At 73.4% G+C, this 17,287-nt stretch carries 20 protein-coding genes; 12 read left to right on the forward strand and 8 right to left on the reverse strand.

Going from position 1 to position 17,287, the window contains the following annotated elements; translation table 11 throughout:
- Positions 1-4: 4 nt before the first annotated feature.
- Positions 5-490: a GNAT family N-acetyltransferase gene (locus O7635_RS27440; RefSeq protein WP_278083367.1), complete on the forward strand. Its 486-nt coding sequence runs from the start codon at positions 5-7 to the stop codon at positions 488-490.
- On the opposite strand, the gene O7635_RS27445 is transcribed toward O7635_RS27440, so the two are convergent.
- Together O7635_RS27445 and O7635_RS27450 are read right to left on the reverse strand one after the other, a co-directional pair.
- Positions 487-1,515, reverse strand: a complete 1,029-nt coding sequence (locus tag O7635_RS27445; RefSeq protein ID WP_278083368.1) for an ATP-dependent DNA ligase — start codon at positions 1,513-1,515, stop codon at positions 487-489. The two genes, O7635_RS27440 and O7635_RS27445, sit on opposite strands and share 4 nt — an antisense overlap.
- Before the next feature lie 61 nt (positions 1,516-1,576).
- Entirely contained in the window at positions 1,577-2,722 is a 1,146-nt protein-coding gene (locus tag O7635_RS27450; RefSeq protein ID WP_278083369.1) for a serine hydrolase domain-containing protein, read from the reverse strand.
- A 164-nt stretch (positions 2,723-2,886) separates the two neighbouring features.
- On the opposite strand from O7635_RS27450, the gene O7635_RS27455 reads away from it, so the two are divergent.
- From O7635_RS27455 to O7635_RS27470, 4 genes are all read left to right on the forward strand, one after another.
- The gene (locus O7635_RS27455; protein ID WP_278083370.1) at positions 2,887-3,342 is read left to right on the forward strand and encodes an SRPBCC domain-containing protein; all 456 of its coding nucleotides are present in this window, start codon (positions 2,887-2,889) and stop codon (positions 3,340-3,342) included.
- Positions 3,339-3,686: a metalloregulator ArsR/SmtB family transcription factor gene (locus O7635_RS27460; protein WP_278083371.1), complete on the forward strand. Its 348-nt coding sequence runs from the start codon at positions 3,339-3,341 to the stop codon at positions 3,684-3,686. Before O7635_RS27455 ends, O7635_RS27460 begins: the two co-directional genes overlap by 4 nt.
- Before the next feature lie 3 nt (positions 3,687-3,689).
- Positions 3,690-4,133: an SRPBCC domain-containing protein gene (locus tag O7635_RS27465; protein ID WP_278083372.1), complete on the forward strand. Its 444-nt coding sequence runs from the start codon at positions 3,690-3,692 to the stop codon at positions 4,131-4,133.
- Between the two features lie 65 nt (positions 4,134-4,198).
- Positions 4,199-4,573 carry a DUF6220 domain-containing protein gene (locus O7635_RS27470; protein ID WP_278083373.1) on the forward strand — a complete coding sequence of 125 codons (375 nt, stop codon included), beginning with the start codon at positions 4,199-4,201 and terminating at the stop codon, positions 4,571-4,573.
- A gap of 18 nt (positions 4,574-4,591) precedes the next feature.
- Here the strand turns inward: O7635_RS27470 and O7635_RS27475 are convergent, their stop codons facing one another.
- Positions 4,592-5,842, reverse strand: a complete 1,251-nt coding sequence (locus O7635_RS27475) for a hypothetical protein (protein WP_278083374.1) — start codon at positions 5,840-5,842, stop codon at positions 4,592-4,594.
- Positions 5,843-5,936: 94 nt separating this feature from the next.
- Between O7635_RS27475 and O7635_RS27480 the strand changes: the two genes are divergently transcribed.
- On the forward strand, positions 5,937-6,902 hold the full coding sequence (locus O7635_RS27480) for a GNAT family N-acetyltransferase (protein ID WP_278083375.1): 966 nt from the start codon (positions 5,937-5,939) through the stop codon (positions 6,900-6,902).
- Here O7635_RS27480 and O7635_RS27485 read toward each other — a convergent pair.
- Together O7635_RS27485 and O7635_RS27490 are read right to left on the reverse strand one after the other, a co-directional pair.
- A complete protein-coding gene (locus O7635_RS27485; protein ID WP_278083376.1) occupies positions 6,894-7,835 on the reverse strand; it encodes a hypothetical protein in 942 nt (313 codons plus the stop codon). The two genes, O7635_RS27480 and O7635_RS27485, sit on opposite strands and share 9 nt — an antisense overlap.
- Positions 7,836-7,867: 32 nt before the next feature.
- Positions 7,868-8,581, reverse strand: coding sequence for an alpha/beta hydrolase (locus O7635_RS27490; protein WP_278083377.1), 714 nt, complete (start codon positions 8,579-8,581; stop codon positions 7,868-7,870).
- Positions 8,582-8,735: 154 nt separating this feature from the next.
- Here O7635_RS27490 and O7635_RS27495 point away from each other — a divergent pair, with 154 nt between their 5' ends.
- Both O7635_RS27495 and O7635_RS27500 read left to right on the forward strand, forming a co-directional pair.
- Positions 8,736-9,491: an SDR family oxidoreductase gene (locus O7635_RS27495; RefSeq protein ID WP_278083378.1), complete on the forward strand. Its 756-nt coding sequence runs from the start codon at positions 8,736-8,738 to the stop codon at positions 9,489-9,491.
- Positions 9,492-9,562: 71 nt separating this feature from the next.
- Positions 9,563-10,933, forward strand: a complete 1,371-nt coding sequence (locus O7635_RS27500) for a peroxidase family protein (protein ID WP_278083379.1) — start codon at positions 9,563-9,565, stop codon at positions 10,931-10,933.
- 3 nt (positions 10,934-10,936) lie between these two features.
- On the opposite strand, the gene O7635_RS27505 is transcribed toward O7635_RS27500, so the two are convergent.
- Positions 10,937-11,425 (reverse strand): MarR family transcriptional regulator, encoded by a 489-nt coding sequence (locus tag O7635_RS27505; protein ID WP_278083380.1) that lies wholly within the window; start codon positions 11,423-11,425, stop codon positions 10,937-10,939.
- Positions 11,426-11,517: 92 nt separating this feature from the next.
- Here O7635_RS27505 and O7635_RS27510 point away from each other — a divergent pair, with 92 nt between their 5' ends.
- The 4 genes from O7635_RS27510 (at position 11,518) to O7635_RS27525 (ending at position 15,769) form a co-directional block, all read left to right on the forward strand.
- Positions 11,518-12,150 carry an NAD(P)H-dependent oxidoreductase gene (locus tag O7635_RS27510; protein ID WP_278083381.1) on the forward strand — a complete coding sequence of 211 codons (633 nt, stop codon included), beginning with the start codon at positions 11,518-11,520 and terminating at the stop codon, positions 12,148-12,150.
- A 23-nt stretch (positions 12,151-12,173) separates the two neighbouring features.
- Positions 12,174-13,043 carry a hypothetical protein gene (locus O7635_RS27515; RefSeq protein ID WP_278083382.1) on the forward strand — a complete coding sequence of 290 codons (870 nt, stop codon included), beginning with the start codon at positions 12,174-12,176 and terminating at the stop codon, positions 13,041-13,043.
- Between the two features lie 145 nt (positions 13,044-13,188).
- On the forward strand, positions 13,189-14,679 hold the full coding sequence (locus tag O7635_RS27520) for an RICIN domain-containing protein (RefSeq protein ID WP_278083383.1): 1,491 nt from the start codon (positions 13,189-13,191) through the stop codon (positions 14,677-14,679).
- Positions 14,680-14,803: 124 nt separating this feature from the next.
- A complete protein-coding gene (locus O7635_RS27525; protein WP_278083384.1) occupies positions 14,804-15,769 on the forward strand; it encodes a hypothetical protein in 966 nt (321 codons plus the stop codon).
- Here O7635_RS27525 and O7635_RS27530 read toward each other — a convergent pair whose 3' ends face one another.
- Both O7635_RS27530 and O7635_RS27535 read right to left on the reverse strand, forming a co-directional pair.
- Positions 15,770-16,666 (reverse strand): hypothetical protein, encoded by an 897-nt coding sequence (locus O7635_RS27530; RefSeq protein ID WP_278085582.1) that lies wholly within the window; start codon positions 16,664-16,666, stop codon positions 15,770-15,772.
- The gene (locus tag O7635_RS27535) at positions 16,561-17,190 is read right to left on the reverse strand and encodes a hypothetical protein (RefSeq protein WP_278083385.1); all 630 of its coding nucleotides are present in this window, start codon (positions 17,188-17,190) and stop codon (positions 16,561-16,563) included. Before O7635_RS27535 ends, O7635_RS27530 begins: the two co-directional genes overlap by 106 nt.
- Positions 17,191-17,287: the final 97 nt, after the last annotated feature.

Genomic DNA, 17,287 nt, shown 5'->3' on the forward strand with positions numbered 1-17,287 from the left:
GCTCATGACGCGCATCGTTGCCTACGAGCCGAGGTACCGTGCCGCTCTGCTCGAGTTGTCCATGCGGGCCTGGGAGCCGGTGTTCCCGATGATGGCGGACGACGTGCCCGCCTTCGTCTACGAGTCGTTCTGGCCCAACGGGTGGCGCGAGCGCCAGCACCACGAGCTCGCCGCGGTCATGGACGGCGAGCCGGAGCACATCGACGTCGCGCTCGACGGCGACCAACCGACGGGCTGGGTGTGCACGCGGCTGCACCCCGAGGACAACATGGGCGAGATCCACGTGATCGCCGTCGACCCGCGCCACCAGCGGCGAGGTGTCGGTCGCGCCCTCATGGAGCGGTCGTTCGCCCGGGTACGCGAGGCCGGGATGCGGATGGTCATGGTCGAGACCGGCGGCGACAGCGGGCACGCCCCGGCCCGGGCGGTCTACGAGTCCGCGGGCTTCGAGCGCTGGCCGGTCGCCCGCTACTTCAAGGACCTCGCCTAGTCCTCGACGCCGAGCAGCGGCACGTCGTAGACGGACAGGTCGCGGCGCGGGCGGACGTAGTGCACCGGGTGGCGGTAGCGGCCCTGGTCGACGGCGGTGTCGACGAGCAGCTCCGCGACGACCTCGGGTTCGACCTGGGCGTACCGCTGCGGCTCCGGGCGTTGCCACGATCCCGACCAGGCCGCCGGCAGCGGTTGGGGCCACGGGTGGGCCACCGGGGCGCCGCGGCGGCGGGCGGCCGGCGGGGAGAGCAGCGGCGCCAGCTCGACCCGCTGCTCGTCGGTCAGCGGCAGCGACCGGCCGAGGTAGCGCAGCCGGCCACCGGCGTCGAACCGGCCCACCAGGACGGTCTGCGGCGCACTCGGCCAGCCGGTCACGCCGCCGATGACCGCCTCGGCGGTGGTGCGGACGCGCAGCTTGCGCCAGCCGCCGCGGCCGGCCCGGTAACGCTGGTCGCGGCGCTTGGCGACGACGCCCTCGATGCCGGTGCTGGTCCACGTGTCGATCCACTCGCGGGCGACGGCGGGGCTGGTGGTGTGCGGGCAGAGCACGAGCTGGTTGGGCACGTCGGCGAGCAGCCGTTCGAGGTGCTGCCGGCGCTCGGCCAGCGGCGCCGGCAGCAGCGACTGCTCCGGCGTGGCCAGCAGGTCGAAGACGACGAAGTGGGCGGGGTAGCGGTGGGCCAGCCGCAGGGCGTGCCGACCGGCGGCGGCGCGGCGCTGGAGCAGCGCGAAGCTGGACCGCTCCCGGTCCTCGTCCCAGACGACGAGCTCACCGTCGAGGACCGTGCCGGCCGGGACCGTCTCGCGCAGGGCCCGGGTGATGTCGGGGAACTGCAGGCCGATGGGGTGCCCGTTGCGGGTCTGCAGCTGCACCCGGCCGTCCCGCACCCAGGCGACCTGCCGCCAACCGTCCCATTTCGGCTCGTACGCCCAACCCGGCCCGACCGGCAGCTCCGGCACCGAGGTCGCCACCATCGGCGCGAGCGGGTAGCGCAGGCTCGCGCGGTCGCGTTCCGCCGCCACCTCTCGATCGAACGCCCGCCCGTGCGCCCGGCGTGCGCAGATGGACCGGAACGAATGCCGGTCACACCTGCGGCGGGTTGTCCGGGACGAGCAGGGTGGCGATCTCCCTGCCCAGCGGCAGCGCGTTGTCGACGTCGGCGTCGGACGTGGGCCCCAGCGTCACGTAGGCGACGACCAGGGTCCGCGTCTGCGTGTCGTAGTAGACGACACCGTGGTAGCCGCCGTAGGCCGGGTTCATGAAGAACCAGCTGCCGGCGTGCCCCACACCGTAGGCGAAGTACTTGTCCTCCGTGAGCGCACCGAGGCCCGCCGTCGAGGGCGCCATCATGGCCTCGTGCTGCTCCGGGGTGAGCAGCGTGCCGTCGGCCAGGGCGCGGATCCAGGTGGCCACGTCGGCGACCGTCGTCGTCATGTTGCCACTGTGGAGGAACGCCGTCGGGTTCCAGAACGAGGAGTCCTCGAAGACGCCGCGCTCGTTGGTGTAGCCGTGCAGGTAGGGCTCGTCGATCTGCGCCGTCAGCACGACATTACTGTCGTCCATGGACAGTGGGTCGAGGATGCGCTCCCGCAGCAGGTCCGCGAGAGGCTCGCCGGTCGCCTTCTCCAACACCTGGCCCAGCAGGACGAGATCGCTGTGGGCGTACGCGAAGTCCGTGCCGGGCGCGAAGAGCGGGGGTCGCTCGTTGGCCAGCGCGATCAGCTGCTCGCCGGTGAACCCAGTGAACGGGTTGGCGTAGAACTGCTTCAGGAAGTTGGGGTTGGTCACGTAGTCCGAGACGCCCGACGTGCTGCTGGCCAGCATCCTGGGGGTGATCTCGGCCGCGCGCGGGAAGTCGGGCAGCCACGTCGCGAGAGGCGCGTCCTGGTCGAGCACGCCTTCGCCGTCGAGCTGGAGCAGCACGGTGGAGAGCATCGGCTCCATCGGCTGACCGATCCGCACCCGCATGTCGGTGGCGGCCGGCAGGCCGATGGGCGAGTCGCCGACGGCGCCCGTGGCGACCAGCTCGTCGCCCTGCCACACGCCGTACACCGCGCCCGTGAGGTCCTGGTCCCGCAGGTTCCGTTCGACGATCTCGGCGACCCGCTCGGCGGTCGGATCGGCGACCTGCTCGGGCGGGGCGCCGTCGCTCGCACTGATGAGGCCGACGGCGAGAGCCGCGACGCAGAGGGTGGACGGCCAACGCCGCAGCCGGCTCGAAACGATCATCGACGGCCTTCCTTTACGGAGAAACGAAGGAGCCTCGTGTTCGTGAAGTTACCGGCAGTGACCTTGGGGTGACGGTGTTTTGCCAAACGCAACCGATGGTTGCGCATAACGATGATCGCGGGTAGCCTCTGGAGCAACCAAAGGTTGCGAAAGGTCGCATGAGCATGGAGTACGGATCGATCGAGCGGGACATCCACGTCGACGCCTCGCCGGAGGTGGTCTTCGAGGTGATCAGTCGGCCGGAGCACATCCAGGAGTGGTGGCCCGACGAGGCGCGCTTCGACCCGGTTCCCGGGGCGCCGGGCGAGCTCGTCTGGCACGACGCGGACAGCGGCGACACGATGACCGTCGCGCTCTCCGTCGTCGAGGTGGACCCGCCGAAGCGGTTCTCGTTCCGGTGGGCCTACGCGGAGCCGGAGCGGGCCGGGCCGGCGCTGCTGGTCACCTTCGACCTGCTGCCGGCCGGCGGCGGCACCCGGATCCGGATGACCGAGACCGGCTTCCGCGAGATGGGCTGGGAGGTCGCGGTCCTCGAGGAGCAGTACCGCGAGCACGTCGAGGGCTGGGACCGCTTCCTGCCCGCGCTGGGGAGCTATGTCGCGCGGGTGTCGTCGTCATGAGCACCGCGGTCGACGACGACCTGTGGTCGGCGATCGGCGACCCGACCCGGCGCACGATGATCGACCTGCTGTTGGCCGGCGGCCCGGGCACGGCGACGTCGCTGAGCGACCGCCTGCCGGTCACCCGCCAGGCCGTGGCCAAGCACCTGGCCGTGCTCGACCGGGTCGGGCTGGTGCACGGCGCGCCGGCCGGGCGTGAGCGCCGCTACCGGGTCGACGAGGCCCAGCTCGCCCGCGCCGTCGCCCAACTTTCGGCGGTCGGTGCCAGCTGGGACGCCCGGCTGCGCCGCATCAAGCGGATCGCCGAGGCGATCCACCGCAACCGTGAGTCCGAAGGAGACTGAGACATGGTGGACATCCTGCACAGGGTGGGCATGGTCGCGCCGCTCGACGACGTCTATCAGGCGATCGCGACGCCGGAGGGCATCGCCGGCTGGTGGACCGTCGACACGGTCGGCAAGAGCGAGGTCGGTGGGCAACTGGTGTTCCGGTTCGGCGACCTCGGCGGTTTCGACATGGAGGTGCTCGAGCTCGACCCCACCGGCCGCGTGCGGTGGCGGGTCACCGACGGGCCGGCCGAGTGGATCGGCACGGAGGTGGACTGGCGGCTCGAGCGACGCGGCGACTGGACGGTCGTGCTGTTCACACACGCCGGGTGGCGCGAACCCGTCGAGTTCATGCACCACTGCAGCACCAAGTGGGCGACGTTCCTGCTGAGCCTCAAGGACCTGGTCGAGACCGGTCGCGGCCGGCCGGCGCCCGACGACGTGCGGATCAGCGACTGGCACTGAGCCTGTCACGTTCCCGGCCGCTGTCTCGTCCGACGGGGCGAGACAACGGATCCGGGGGAGGAAACGTGCGGAAAGCGTTCGTCGGCCTGTCGGCCCTGCTCGTGCTGGTCGTGGTGGCCCAGTTCTACTTCGCCGCGACCGGCGCGTTCGGCAGTGACTTCGCGGCCCACCTGGCGCTCGGCTGGGCGGTGTTCTTCCTGCCGGTCGTCCTGGTGCTCGTGGCGGCGGCCGGCCGGCTGCCGGGGCGGCTGATCGGGCTGCCGGCCCTCGTCGCGGGGCTGGCCGCGCTGCAGGTGGGCATCGCCGCGGTGGCCGACGCGCTGGGCGACGACAGCACCGCCGGTGTGCTGGTGTTCGGCCTGCACGCGGTCAACGGCCTGGCCATCCTGGGGGTTTCGGTCGCCATCCTGCGCGCGACCCTGGAGCGGGCTCTCGAGTGAGAGCCCGCTCCCGGCCGGTCAGCTCGTGACGATCCGGCCGTCCGGCTGGCGTACGCAGGCGATCGTGCGGTTGCCGGTCGTGGCCGCCGCGGCCAGGCACTGGCCGAGCACCTGGTGGCCCGTCGAGTTGGGGTGCCAGGACTCCTGGCACGTCTGGAAGTACGTGACGCAGGCGTTGGCGATCCGCTGAATGGCGATCTTGTCCTTGCCGGACAGGCTGGTCACCGGCACGCCGGTCGGCCCGTCCTGCAGCCGGATCGGGGTGGCCAGCGCCCCGGCCGGGCTGGCGTCGAACTCGCAGAGCCGGGCGCCGTCGAAGGCGCGCTGCACGTTGAGATAGACGATGTCCTCGCCCGGGAACTCGGCGGCCAGCGTGTTCTGTCCATTGCGGACGATGGTGCCCAGCCCGGCGGAGAACCAGTGTCCGGCGGCGAGACTGGCCCGGTGGATCGGGCAGCCGGCCGCGTAGCGCTCCGCGCCCAGGTCGCGGAACTTGTCACGGTCGTCGGCCCGGCCGTCCTCGGTCCAGAACCGCTGGGCGAGGTCGAACGGCAGCGGGTTCGTGTAGTCCTGCAGCACGATCCGGTGCTGGCCGTCGGCGTCGACCTGGCGCAGCGTGGTGACGATCTGCCGCACGGCGGCCAGCGTCTCCTGGCCGGCCGCGGCCATCTGGGCGTCGGTGGCCAGGTCGCTGGTAGCGCAGGGCGCCTGCTCGACCGGGCCGTTGAGGTAGGCCCAGAACTCCCACCAGCCGGTCCAGGCGTCCGCGATGAACCGGTTGGCGCACTTCTCCGCCACGTTGCCGAACGTGAACTGGCTGTTGTTGGAGCCGAGGCCGACCAGCACCACGTCGATGTCGTGCGTCTGCGCGACGGCCCGCAGCTGGTCGAGCTGCGACGCGACCGTGCGGCCCTTGGCCCGGGTCGCCGACGCTGAGGCGATGTCGTAGGGCTGCCCGCCCGAGCACGCGAGGTTGAACCGGGCGGCGATGCCGGGCAGGGCCGCCTGCTGGATCGAGGCGTTGGCGGAGCGGTGACAGAAGAAGGCGTTGCTGTTGGCCGCCGACCAGCCGGGGAAGCTCTGCGCCACCCCGTTGAGGTCGGTGACGGGCTGGTAGCTGCCCGCCCCTTCACCGCTGACGAAGCTGTCGCCCAGCGCCACGGCGGCGGTCGGCAGCGCGGCGGACGCGGGTGGACTGCTGCCGAGCACGGCGACGACCCCCGCGGCGAGCGCGGTGAGCGTGGCGGCCAGGAACGCGGGACGACGCATGCGACCTCCAGAACATGAAAGAAACTCTGAGATCGCGATCAGATCATCGCCGCACGACGTACGTCAATGCGTCGATCCGTGGGATCGTGAGCCGGTGACGGTCGCACCGTTCCACCCCGGACTGGCGACGCCCGCCGACCTGGCCGCCTGGGCCGCGGTGTTCAGCGACGGGCAGCTCGCGTTGGCCGGAAGCTCCGCGTCCGCCGACGAGGTCGCCCGCCGCCTGTCGACTCCGGACGGCGCACGCCGGTGGGCGGCGCGGTCGTCGGAGGGACGGATCGTCGGCGTCGCCTCGCTGAGCCCGCAGCCGCACGATCGCTCCATCGGCTTCCTGCGGTTGTTCGTCGCGCCGCAGGCCCGCCGCCGGGGCATCGGGTCCGCGTTGCTCGCCGCCGTCCGGGCGGAGGTGGCCGGCCTGCGCGCCGTCCAGTCGACCGTCCTGGCCGGACCGCCCGGAGAGCCGTTCGCCCGGACGCACGCGGGACTGCGGGTGCTGCTGCGTCTCGAGCTCCAGCGCCAGCCGGTCGACGCGCCGGACACGCTGCGGCGGTGCCGGGAGATCGTGGCCGTTCCGCCCGACGGCTACACGCTGCGGCACTGGTCCGGGCCGGCCCCGGAGGCGGCGGCGGCCGGGCTCGGCACCGTGCTGGCGCGCGTGCGGGACGCCCCCGGCGCGGTGCTGCAGCTGCCGGACCGGCACTGGGACCCGGCGGCCGTGCGCGCGTGGGAGGCCGAACTGACGGCCGGCGGCGCGCGGTTGCTGGTCGGCGCCGCGACGCACCGCGGAGAGGTCGTCGCCGCGACGGCGCTCACCGTGCCAGCGGCCGGTGGGCCGCTGGCCGACCAGCACGACACGGCGGTGCTGCCCGCTCATCGCGGCCGCGGTCTGGCCCGCTGGATCAAGGCTGACCAGACGCTCCGGCTGGCGGCGGCCTTCCCGGCCGTGCGGGCCGTCACCGTGACCGTGAACCAGGACAACGGCCCGATGCTCGCGGTCAACCGCGCCGTCGGCTACCGGCGTTCCGCCGAGCGCCTGCTGCTGGAAGCGCCCTTAGCGTAGGAGGTCGCGGCGTTCCGTCTCGATCGCGGTCAGGCGGGCGCGGGCGGCGGCGGTGCGGTGTTCGAGGCGGGCGTGTACCTCGTGCACCAGCTGCTGGCACCGCTCGACGTTCGCCTCCGCCTGCCGGATCCGGTCGCGGACCGCGAGGTCGGTGAAGATGTTGTCGAACCAGACGTCGACGAACCGGGTCAGCCCGTCGATCGCGAGCTGCGGCGCCGCCACCGCGGCCCCGTCGACGTCGGCCAGCTCCGTGCGCAGCACGGCGAGGCTCCGGTCGGCGCGGGCCGCGGCCTCGGCGGTCTCGTCGAGCCGCGAGTGCTTGATGGCGCTGCCGATCACGCCGCCCCCGAAGAACGTGTCGTACGTGGACCAGCCCGACGCGCTGCGCAACCTCTCCTGGACCCGCGCCAGGTCGGCCGCCGCCGTGCGGGCCGCCTGGATCGCCTCGGCGATCTCCCGCAGCTCCCCGCCGAGCCGACCGCGCTCGTCGGCTAGCGCGAGGAGCCGGGACCGGCGCGGATCGCCGGACGCCGCGAGGTGGCGCTCCTTCTCGTCGAGAGCGGCCGCGTAGCTCGCCGGCGCCGCGGCGAGCTCCTCGTGCCGGGCGACCGCGGCGGCGTGCTCCCGGCGCAAGGCCGCGAGCCGGGCCTCGGCCTCCGCCACGCGGTAACGCGCGGCGTCGGCCTCGGCCCGCTCGCGACCCAGGGCGTCCTCGCGGGAGCCGCGCAGCGCCGCCAGCACCCGGGTCAGCGAGAGCCCTTCGAGCCGGTCGACGTCACCCTGCTCGGCCGCGTGCTCGGCGCGCAGGCTGGCCAGCCGGTCGGTCAGCTCGTCGACCCGCTGCCGCAGGTCGGCGACCCGGCGGCCGACCACCTCACGCTCGCGGACCGCCTCGGCCGCCGTCGCCAGCCGCTGCTCGATGTCGTCGACCATGCCCTCCATGACACACCGCCCGCGCAAGCGGCTCAGGCCGCCACGGCCGCGCGGATGGTCTCGGTGACCGCGGCGGGCTGCGACACGCTGAGCGCGTGCGACGCGCCCGCGATCTGGTGTGTCTCCTTGGCGCCCGCCCGGTCGGCCATCCACCGGTGCAGCGCGACCGGGATGTTGCGGTCCTGGTCGCCGAAGACGAACCAGGACGGCCGCGACCGCCACGCCGGTGACTCGGTCGGCAGCCCGGCGATGAGGGCGGCCTCCGTGACCGGGCGCTGCGTCGCGGCCAGCACCGCCGCCTGCTGCGCCGGCACGTCCGCGGCGAACTGCGCGTGGAACGCCTCCCGGCGGATGGCGAACTCGTTGCCACCGAACGACAGGGGGTACGCCGTCAGGGCGTCGCCGAGCGTCCCACCGGGGAACTTCGTCGACAGCTGCAGCGCCGACTCGTCGTGGTCGGGCGCGAACGCGCACACGTAGACCAGCCCGGTCACCCCGTCGTTGCCGGCCGCCGCCTGCGTGATCACCATGCCGCCGTACGAGTGGCCCACCAGCACCACCGGCCCGGGGATCGACGCGACCACGTCCCGCAGGTAGGCGGCGTCCCGGGCGATCCCGCGCAGCGGGTTGGCCACCGCGACCGCCTCGATCGACCGCGCCCGCAGGCGTTCCACGACGCCGGACCAGCTGGCCGACTCGGCGAAGGCCCCGTGCACCAGGACGACGGTCGGTTTCCGCTCACTCATGTCGTGCTCCCTTCGAAAGGTTCCGTCGCCAGCTGAGACCGCGCGGGGGACGCGGCGCGTGACGGCCGCGCGGCACGTCACACTTCGCCGCGCGACCCGGTCCTAGCTGGTGTCGGGGCCGCACGGGGCGCCCCACGAAACCGGAGGAGTGGACATGAAGGTCGTGGTGATCGGTGGTACGGGCCTGGTCGGGTCGCAGGTCGTGCGGGAGCTGGGTGATCTGGGCCACGAGGCCGTGGTGGCGGCGCCCCGGACCGGTGTGAACGCGCTCACCGGCGCCGGGCTCGACACGGCGCTGGCCGGAGCGGCGGTGGTGGTCGACGTGTCCAACGCACCGTCCTTTGCGGACGATGCCGTGCGGGAGTTCTTCGAGACCTCGACCCGCAACCTGCTCGCCGCCGAGGTCGCGGCGGGCGTGGGCCACCATGTGGCGCTGTCGGTGGTGGGCACCGACCGGCTGCAGGACAGCGGCTACTTCCGGGCCAAGCAGGCGCAGGAGAAGCTCATCGAGAGCTCGGGCCGCGCGTACACGATCGTGCATGCCACGCAGTTCTTCGAGTTCGCGGGGAGCATGGCGGACGCGGCCGCCGACGGTGCGACGGTGCGGTTCGCGCCGGTCCTCTTCCAGCCGATCGCCAGCGCGGAGGTCGCGGCGGAGGTCGCCCGGGTCGCCGTCGCCGAGCCGGTGAACGGCATCGTCGAGGTCGCCGGGCCGGAGCGGTTCCGGATGGACGACTTCTTCCGCGAGGCGCTGTCGTTCCGCAACGACACGCGCTTCGTGCTCACCGACCCGCACGCCGCCTACTTCGGCGCGGAGCTCGGCGAGCGGACCCTGCTGCCGGGAACCGACGCAACCCTGGGCCGGATCCGGTTCGGCACGTGGCCGGGCCGGGACGGCTCCCGGCACTGATCGCACCGGACGCACCGGCCACAGTCGTCACACCAGGAGTGGACATGAGCAGCCCGACATACCCTCGGCGGATGGGCACGCCACACGTGCACGGCGTCCACGCCGCCGCCCGGGACCACTGCCTCGGCCCCGGCCGAGGGGCGGTGGACCGGCCCACCGGACCGGCCCGCTACGGCCACATGTTCCGCGACGTCGCCCCGCTCGGCGCCGACCCGTGGGTGCTGATGCGGGCGGGCAGCCACGGCGGTGTCTGTGACGCCGCGGCGGTGCTCGACGAGCTCAACGCCGACGCGGACGACGCCACCGAGGCGGCCGGCTGGCCGTTCTTCGGTCAGCTCGTCGCGCACGACCTCACCGCCGACCGCTCGCCGATCACCGGGGGAGTGGCCGCCGAGGCCCTCCGCAACGCCCGCGCCCCGATGCTCAACCTGGAGATCCTCTACTCCGACGGCCCGATCGGCTCCGCGTTCCTCTTCGACGTGCACGACCCGGCCCGCTTCCTGCTGGGCCCGGACGGCGGCGACGTGCCTCGCAACCAGCAGGGCGTGGCCCTGATCGGCGACCCGCGCAACGACGTGCACCTGTTCACGCTGAGCCTGCACGTCGCCCTGCTGCGCGCGCACAACGGCATCGTCGACCGGCTGCGCCGGCAGGGCGTGCCGGAGGGCGAGGTGTTCACCTGGGCGCGGGAGTCGCTGGTCCGGCACTACCAGTGGATCGTGGTGCACGACTTCCTGCCGCGGCTGGTCGGCCGCCCGCTGGTCGACGAGGTGTTGGCGGAAGGCGGGCGGTGGTTCGCGCCGGCGCCGGGCGAGGCGTTCATCCCGCTGGAGTTCGCGGACGCCGCCTACCGCTACGGGCACGGGCAGATCCGCCACCGCTACCGGCTGGTCGAGGGCGGGCCGGCGGTGCCGCTGTTCCCGGACCTGGTCGGCTTCGGCCCGCTGCCGGCCGACCGCCGGCTCGACCTCGCGCAGATCTTCGACCTGCCGGGCCATCCCCCGGCCCAGCGCGCGAAGCGCCTCGACGGCACGCTGGCCGCGAGCCTGATCGGTCTCCCCGAGCAGGTGACCGGGGCGGTCGACGCCGACGCGTACCGGTCGCTGGCGGTCCGCGACCTGCTCCGCGGCGAGACCACCGGCCTGCCCAGCGGCGAGCAGATCGCCCGGCTGGTCGGCGTCGAGCCGTTGAGCATCGACGAGCTCGGCATCGAGTGGTCGCACGGCACGCCGCTCTGGTTCTACGTCCTCAAGGAGGCGGAGCACCGCGGCGACGGCGACCGGCTCGGCCCCGTCGGCGGCCGGATCGTGGCCGAGGTGCTGATCGGCCTGCTGCGCGCGGACCCGGCCAGTTACCTCAGCGAGGACCCCGACTGGACCCCGGACCTGACGGCGGCCGGCGATCGTTTCGGCCTGGCCGACCTGCTCATGGTGGGCCGGTGAGCGTCAGGAGCGGTCGTCGGGCGACGGGAACGGCACGTGCGCGTATCCCTCGGCGGCCGCCACCCGCTCGGCGATCGTGGCCAGCTGGTCGATCTCGGCCGGACTGAGCCGGTCGACCAGCACGGCGCGGACCGTCTCGACGTGGCCGGGCGCCGCCGCGGCGATCTTCTCGTAGCCCTTGTCGGTCAGCCGCACCATGGTGCCCCGGCCGTCCGTCACGCAGTCGGCGCGCGTGATCAGGCCCCGCTGCTCCATCCGCCGGAGCTGGTGCGATATCCGGCTGCGGTCCCAGTTGAGCCAGGCACCCAGATCGCGTACCCGCAGCGTGCGCTCCTCGGCCGTCGACAGCGGGACGAGCACCTCGTACTCGGCCCGGGTCATCCCGGCGGCGCCGAGCTGCCGGTCGACGGCGACCTCGATCGCGCGCTGCATGCGCAGGAAGGCCACCCACATCCGGCCCTCCCGCTCGTCGAGCCAGCGGGGTTCGGTCATGCGTCACAGCGTACCGCCTTTTGTTGACGCATCAGCAATCGCGGCCTAGCTTTGCTGACACGTCAGCAATACCGATCCGAGGAGTACCTCCCATGTCCCTGTTCCGGCTCGACGCCAGCATCCGGGTCGACGGCTCGCACAGCCGCGCGATCGCCGACATCGTCGAGAGCGAGTGGCGCGCCGCCCACCCCGACGACCGCGTCGTGCGCAGGGACGTGGGCACCGCCGTCATCCCGGCGACGACCTGGGCCGACGCCGCGACGGCCCGCTACCTGCCGCCGGCGGACCGGAGCCCGGCCCAGCGGGCCGCCGCCGGGCTGGCCACCCGCTTCACCGACGAGCTGATCGACGCCGATGCGCTGCTCTTCGCCGTCCCGCTCTACAACTACGGCGTCTCGCAGCACTTCAAGGCGTGGGTGGACGTCGTGGTGGCCGACCCGCGGATGGGCGCCGGCGCCGAGCCGATCCTCGCCGGCAAGCCCGCCGTGCTGGTCACCGTGCGCGGCGGTGGCTACGGATCCGGCACGCCGCGGGCCGGGTGGGACCACGCCACCCCGTGGATGCGCCGCATCCTCGGCGACCTGTGGCAGCTGGACCTGAAGGTCGTCGAGGCCGAGCTCACCCTCGCCGCCGAGACTCCGGCGATGGCCGCGTTCGCGGCGCTCGGCGCGACGTCCCGGGCCCGGGCCGAGGAGCTCGCCCGCGCACACGGCCGCGCGCTGTAGAACCGCTATACTCATCGGGGTCGATGCGATCCGGAGTGGCCGTGATGGACGCCGTGCTCTTCACCGGACCCTTCCATCTGGCGCTCCGGAAGGCGATCCGGGACCGTGGCCTGACCCTCGACCGGGTCTGCGCCCACCTCGCCCGCCGCGGCGTCTCGCTCGCCCTGTCCAGCCTCAGCGACTGGCAGACCGGGCGCTGCCGGCCGGTCAACCTCGACACGGTGGCCGCGCTCGAGGACGTGCTCGGGCTCGAGACCGGCGCGCTCGCCCGGCTGCTGGCCGACAGCGGCCGGCTCGCCGACATCGGACCGGTGGCCGAGCTGCTCGACGTCGTCGCCGACTCCGACCCGCGCGACCTCGAGCTGGTCAGCGTCCAGCAGCGCATCGACGTCGGGGACGACGGGCGGCTCGCCCGGCTGTGGGTGCGCACCGCCATCCGCGCCCGGCGGGACGGCGTCGACCGCTACGTCGCCCGCTTCTACGGCGACCACGGCTGCGACCCGCACCGCGTACGCACCCGGGCGTTGCGCAATTGCCGCCTCGGTCGGCGCCTCACCCACCCGTCGGCGCCGGCGCTGGTCTACGAGCTCGTCTTCGACCAGGCACTGCGGGCCGGCGACACCTGGGTGTTCGAGAGCCAGCTCGTCGACCCGAGCGCGGGCGTGTGCGCGGAGGCCGCGTTCGGCTTCCGCTATCCGGCCGAGCAGTGCCTGCTGGAGGTGCAGTTCCACCGGGGCGCGGTGCCGACCGGCACGCGCGCGTTCGCCCAGCGCGACCTGGCCGGCCCGCGGCACGGCCTCGGCGGCCTGCCGGTCAACCGGCACCACGCCGTGCACCTCATCGCGTCGGGCGTCGACTCGGGCGTGCTCGGCATCGCCTGGGACTGGCGCTGAGCCGGCGGCACTTTACGGACCGGCCCGGCGGGGGTCAAGCGGCGGAATTCCGCAGGTTGCCGGGGCGCGAGGGGGATGGGACAACGAACGGCACAGCGGCGCGCGCGTGCCGCTCACCGTCCCCCAGCGTCAAGGAGTGTCCACCATGCCCCTCCGACCGATCATCGCCCGCACAGCCGCCCTCGGCGGGCTCGTCGCGGCGCTGCTGACCGGCTCGCCGGCCCACGCCGCGGCCCCGCGCGACCAGGTGCCCCTCGTCGACGCGGCGACCGTCGTCCGCTCCGCCGCCGAAGCGCTCGGCGGGGCCGGCCTCGCCTCCGTCGTCATCGAGGAGCGGACCGTCGCCGTGTTCTGGAAGGGCGACCTGCCGCCGGCCGTACGCGCCGCCGTCGCCCGGGCGCGCTCGATCGCGCCGGTCCGCGTGGCCGCGGCGAAGTACTCCAAGGCCGAGCTGCTCGACGCCTCCGCGCGGATCGAGGCGCAGCTGGCGGCCGATCCCGGCTTCCACGGCATCAAGGCCCGGCCTGACGGCTCCGGCCTGGTCGTCAAGGTCGACGCGTCCGGCGCCCGCACGCTCGCGGCCACGGGCGGCGTCCCGGTCACGTTCAGCGTCGAGGAGCGGCTGCGGCCGGTCGCCCGCAACAACGACAGCGCGCCCTGGTCGGGCGGCGCTCAGATCATCAACACGTCGATCGGGGCTGGCTGCACGGGCGGCTACGGCGTCAACACCCCGAGCGGGCCGGCCATCCTCTCTGCCGGCCACTGTGGACAGCCGGGCAACCGGATCACCGACGGTGGCGGCGAGTTCATCGGCAACATCGGCGGCGACGACAACACCTACGACGTGCTGGTCATCCCGACCAGCACGGTCAGCAACCGGATGTACGTCGGTGGCGGCGCCAGCAACCAGCAGTTGACGGTCACCGGCGGCGGGGCGCCGTTCGTCGGCGAGCGCCTGTGCCAGTCGGGCAACACCAGCGCCAACGCGGTCGGCGGCCAGATCTGCAACCTGCAGGTGCGGTTCGAGGGCACCGACTCGCAGCGGCTGTGGGAGGCAACGCAGACGGACGGTCAGATCGCCGCCCGACCCGGCGACAGCGGCGGCCCGGTCTACCTCGACCGGGGCGACGGCACCGTGACCGCCCGCGGCACCACGACCCGGGTCGCCGGTTCCGGGTTCGGCTTCGCGGGCTTCGAGAAGGCCCAGCAGCGGTTCGGGGTGTCCATCCCGGGCGGCAGCGGCGGCGGCCGGACCGGCCAGGTCGTCGGCGCCACGAGCGGCAAGTGCCTCGACATCAACGCCGGCGCCACGGCCGACGGCACGAAGATCCAGATCTGGACCTGCAACGGTACGACCGCGCAGCGCTGGACGATCGGCGCCGACGGCACGGTGCGCGGGCTGGGCAAGTGCCTGGACGTGCGGTCGAGCGGCACCGCCAACGGCACGATCGTGCAGCTGTGGGGCTGCAACGGCACGGGCGCGCAGGTCTGGGCCGCCGGGGCCAACGGGTCGCTGGTCAACCCGCGGTCGGGCCGCTGCCTCGACGTGGCCGGCAACGGCACCGCCGACGGCACGCAGATCCAGCTCTGGGACTGCAACGGCACCGGCGCGCAGCGCTGGACCCTGCCGGCCTGACCGGATGTCGGCGGGCCGCCCACAGCGGCCCGCCGACGGGACAGCGGCCGGGACGCGGGCGCATTATCTTGATGCCGGTCTGTGGCCGACCGCGGCGACAGCGCGTGACCCAGGCAGAGGCGAGATGACCGGCTGGCAGCCCCACGACCCTTATTCCACCGGGCAACCACAGCCCTGGCCGGCCGGCGTGCCCGCCGGTGGTTACCTGCCGCCGCCGCAGCTGGGGCAGCCGGGCGCCGACCCGCTGGTCAGCCTCGACTTCAACGGCTGGTGGCAGCGGGGCATCATGATCGTCCGGCGCGGCTGGCGACCGCTGGCGGCGGTGCAGGCGGCCGGCGTGCTGCTGACCCTGCTCGTGCAGGCGCCGCCGGCCATCTACCTCGTGCTGACGGCGGACGACCTCGAACGGACGTTCACCACGACGGACACACCGGTGGCGGCCGACTTCGCGCCGCTGCTCGGTGTGCTGGGCCTGACGGTGCTCGCCACCCTGCTCGGCGTCGTGGTCAGCGCGGTGATCACGCTCGCAGTCGTCCACATCGGAGTGAGCGCCGCGCTGGGGGCGCCGCAGCGGGTCAACGACGCGCTCAAACTCGCCGCCCGCCGGGTCCTACCGCTGATCGGCTGGCAGCTCCTCGCGATACCCCTCTACGTGGTCGCCGTGTGCTTCTGCGTTCTCCCGGTGTTCTACGTGATGGCGGTGTTCGCGGTGCTGCCCGCGGTGGTGGCCGTCGAGCGGACCAACGCGTTCAGCCGGTGCTTCACCCTCTTTCACCGCGACTTCGGCGCGTCCGCAGCCCGGATCGGCACGGTCATCGGCCTGCTGATCGCCACCGGCGTGGTCGGGGGCCTGCTCGGCGGCCTTGCCGAGGCGGCGATCAACGCCGCCGTCCCGGGCACCGGCGGCCTGGTGGCGGGCGCCGTTGTCGCGACGCTCGTCGGCGCGCTCCTCGGGGGAGCGGCAGCCGTGTTGGTCGCGCCGCTCACCCTCACCGCCTACGCGGACATGCGCGCCCGCACCGAACCCGTCAACGCACTGGTCATCGCCCAGGAGCTGGGCATCGCGGCGCCGGCCAGCCAGCCGTGGTGATCAGCGCACGACGCGGAACGTCTCCAGCGACGGGTCGGACGCGTCGGGAATCGTCATCCCGGCGGCCTTTCCGGCCCGCAGATAGTCGACCACCGCGGCGTTGAAGCGCTCGCCCGGCAGGATGGCCGGCACGCCCGGCGGGTAGGGGCTGACCATCTCGGCCGACACCCGGCCGACCGGATCGGCGACCTGCTCGGTGCGGGCGAAGAAGGCGTCCCGCGGCAGCATCGCCTGCTCGAGGTTGAGCTCGTCCAGCGGCGGCACCCGCGGCGCCGGGCGGTCAGGCTCCGGGCGTCGCCGCACCAGATCCTCCAGCGCGGCCGCCAGGCGGTCGAGCGCCTCGTCGTCGTCGCCGAAGGTGAGCGAGAAGATCACCCGGCGGGCGTCGCCGAGCTGCACGACCAGCTCGTGCTCGGCCAGCATCCACTCCTTGACCTGGTACCCGGACAGGCCCAGGCCCGACACGTCCACGGAGAGCTTGTAGGGATCCCATTCCGCGACGCCGTCCTGGCCGATGATCGAGTCGTCGATGACCGTGAGGTCCGGCAGCTCGGCGAGCCGGTCACGCAGCCGGCCGACCCGGTGCAGGCCGTCGCCGATCAGCCGCTTCCCGTCGGCGACCATGCGGTGCCGGAAGCCGTCGATCGAGCCGTACATCAGGGCCGACGGGCTCGTCGTGGTGATCAGGTCCAGCCGCAGCCGCAGGTCGACCGGGTCCACCAGGTCGCCGCCGACGATGATGATCGACGACTGGCAGAGCCCGCCGTCGGCCTTGTGCAGGCTCTGCACGCTCAGGTCGGCGCCCGCCCGGACGGCCGGCGTGGGCAGGTCCGGGTGGAACGGGTAGTGGGCGCCCCAGGCCTCGTCGACCAGCAGCGGGATGCCCCGGCGTGGCAGGCCTCGGCGGCGCCGTGCACGTCCGCGCCGGTGCCGTACTCCGTCGGGGTGATCATCAGGACGGAGCTGATGTCCGGGTCCCGGTCGAGCGCGGCGGACAGGTCGTCGGCGGTGGCCGGATGGGCGATCTGCCGCTCCTCGTCCCAACGGGGCCGCAGCCAGACCGGCCGGGCGCCGGCGAGGATCAGCGACGCCAGCACCGACTTGTGGATGTTGCGGTCCACCAGCATCGTGCGGCCGGGCCCGGTGACGGTCAGCACGGCGGTGTGCACGGAGATGCTGGAGCCGCAGGTGGTGAAGACGGTGTCACGGGCGCCGATCGCCTCCGCGAAGAGCCGTTCGGCCTTACCCACCGCCTGCTTGGCGCTGATGACGTCGGCCGCGAAGGCCCCGGGCGACAGCACGTCCGCGGCGCGCTGGTCCATGCTGCGGCCGAGCCGGTGCCCGGGTAGGGCGAACGTGTAGCCGCCGGCCTCCCGGAGCTCCTCGATCGCCGTCAGCACGGGTGTCTGTTCCTGTCCCATCCCGGCGGCGTACCCGGTCCGCGGTGGCCTAATCCGCCTACCGCTCGTCTATGGCCTCGATCAACATCGGGTGCGTACCCGCCTCGTTCGGGGGTAC

It is taken from the genome of Asanoa sp. WMMD1127 (genome assembly GCF_029626225.1).
In the GTDB taxonomy this organism is placed as follows: domain Bacteria; phylum Actinomycetota; class Actinomycetes; order Mycobacteriales; family Micromonosporaceae; genus Asanoa.

Excerpts from the sequence above, each read along its gene's own strand:
- O7635_RS27525 (WP_278083384.1), top strand. The coding sequence starts at position 14,804 with ATGACCGGCTGGCAGCCCCACGACCCTTATTCCACCGGGCAACCACAG.
- O7635_RS27535 (WP_278083385.1), bottom strand. The coding sequence starts at position 17,190 with ATGGGACAGGAACAGACACCCGTGCTGACGGCGATCGAGGAGCTCCGG.
- O7635_RS27485 (WP_278083376.1), bottom strand. The coding sequence starts at position 7,835 with ATGGTCGACGACATCGAGCAGCGGCTGGCGACGGCGGCCGAGGCGGTC.
- O7635_RS27450 (WP_278083369.1), bottom strand. The coding sequence starts at position 2,722 with ATGATCGTTTCGAGCCGGCTGCGGCGTTGGCCGTCCACCCTCTGCGTC.
- O7635_RS27455 (WP_278083370.1), top strand. The coding sequence starts at position 2,887 with ATGGAGTACGGATCGATCGAGCGGGACATCCACGTCGACGCCTCGCCG.
- O7635_RS27475 (WP_278083374.1), bottom strand. The coding sequence starts at position 5,842 with ATGCGTCGTCCCGCGTTCCTGGCCGCCACGCTCACCGCGCTCGCCGCG.
- O7635_RS27515 (WP_278083382.1), top strand. The coding sequence starts at position 12,174 with ATGCGATCCGGAGTGGCCGTGATGGACGCCGTGCTCTTCACCGGACCC.
- O7635_RS27495 (WP_278083378.1), top strand. The coding sequence starts at position 8,736 with ATGAAGGTCGTGGTGATCGGTGGTACGGGCCTGGTCGGGTCGCAGGTC.
- O7635_RS27490 (WP_278083377.1), bottom strand. The coding sequence starts at position 8,581 with ATGAGTGAGCGGAAACCGACCGTCGTCCTGGTGCACGGGGCCTTCGCC.
- O7635_RS27520 (WP_278083383.1), top strand. The coding sequence starts at position 13,189 with ATGCCCCTCCGACCGATCATCGCCCGCACAGCCGCCCTCGGCGGGCTC.
- O7635_RS27460 (WP_278083371.1), top strand. The coding sequence starts at position 3,339 with ATGAGCACCGCGGTCGACGACGACCTGTGGTCGGCGATCGGCGACCCG.
- O7635_RS27510 (WP_278083381.1), top strand. The coding sequence starts at position 11,518 with ATGTCCCTGTTCCGGCTCGACGCCAGCATCCGGGTCGACGGCTCGCAC.
- O7635_RS27440 (WP_278083367.1), top strand. The coding sequence starts at position 5 with ATGACGCGCATCGTTGCCTACGAGCCGAGGTACCGTGCCGCTCTGCTC.
- O7635_RS27500 (WP_278083379.1), top strand. The coding sequence starts at position 9,563 with ATGGGCACGCCACACGTGCACGGCGTCCACGCCGCCGCCCGGGACCAC.
- O7635_RS27465 (WP_278083372.1), top strand. The coding sequence starts at position 3,690 with ATGGTGGACATCCTGCACAGGGTGGGCATGGTCGCGCCGCTCGACGAC.
- O7635_RS27505 (WP_278083380.1), bottom strand. The coding sequence starts at position 11,425 with ATGACCGAACCCCGCTGGCTCGACGAGCGGGAGGGCCGGATGTGGGTG.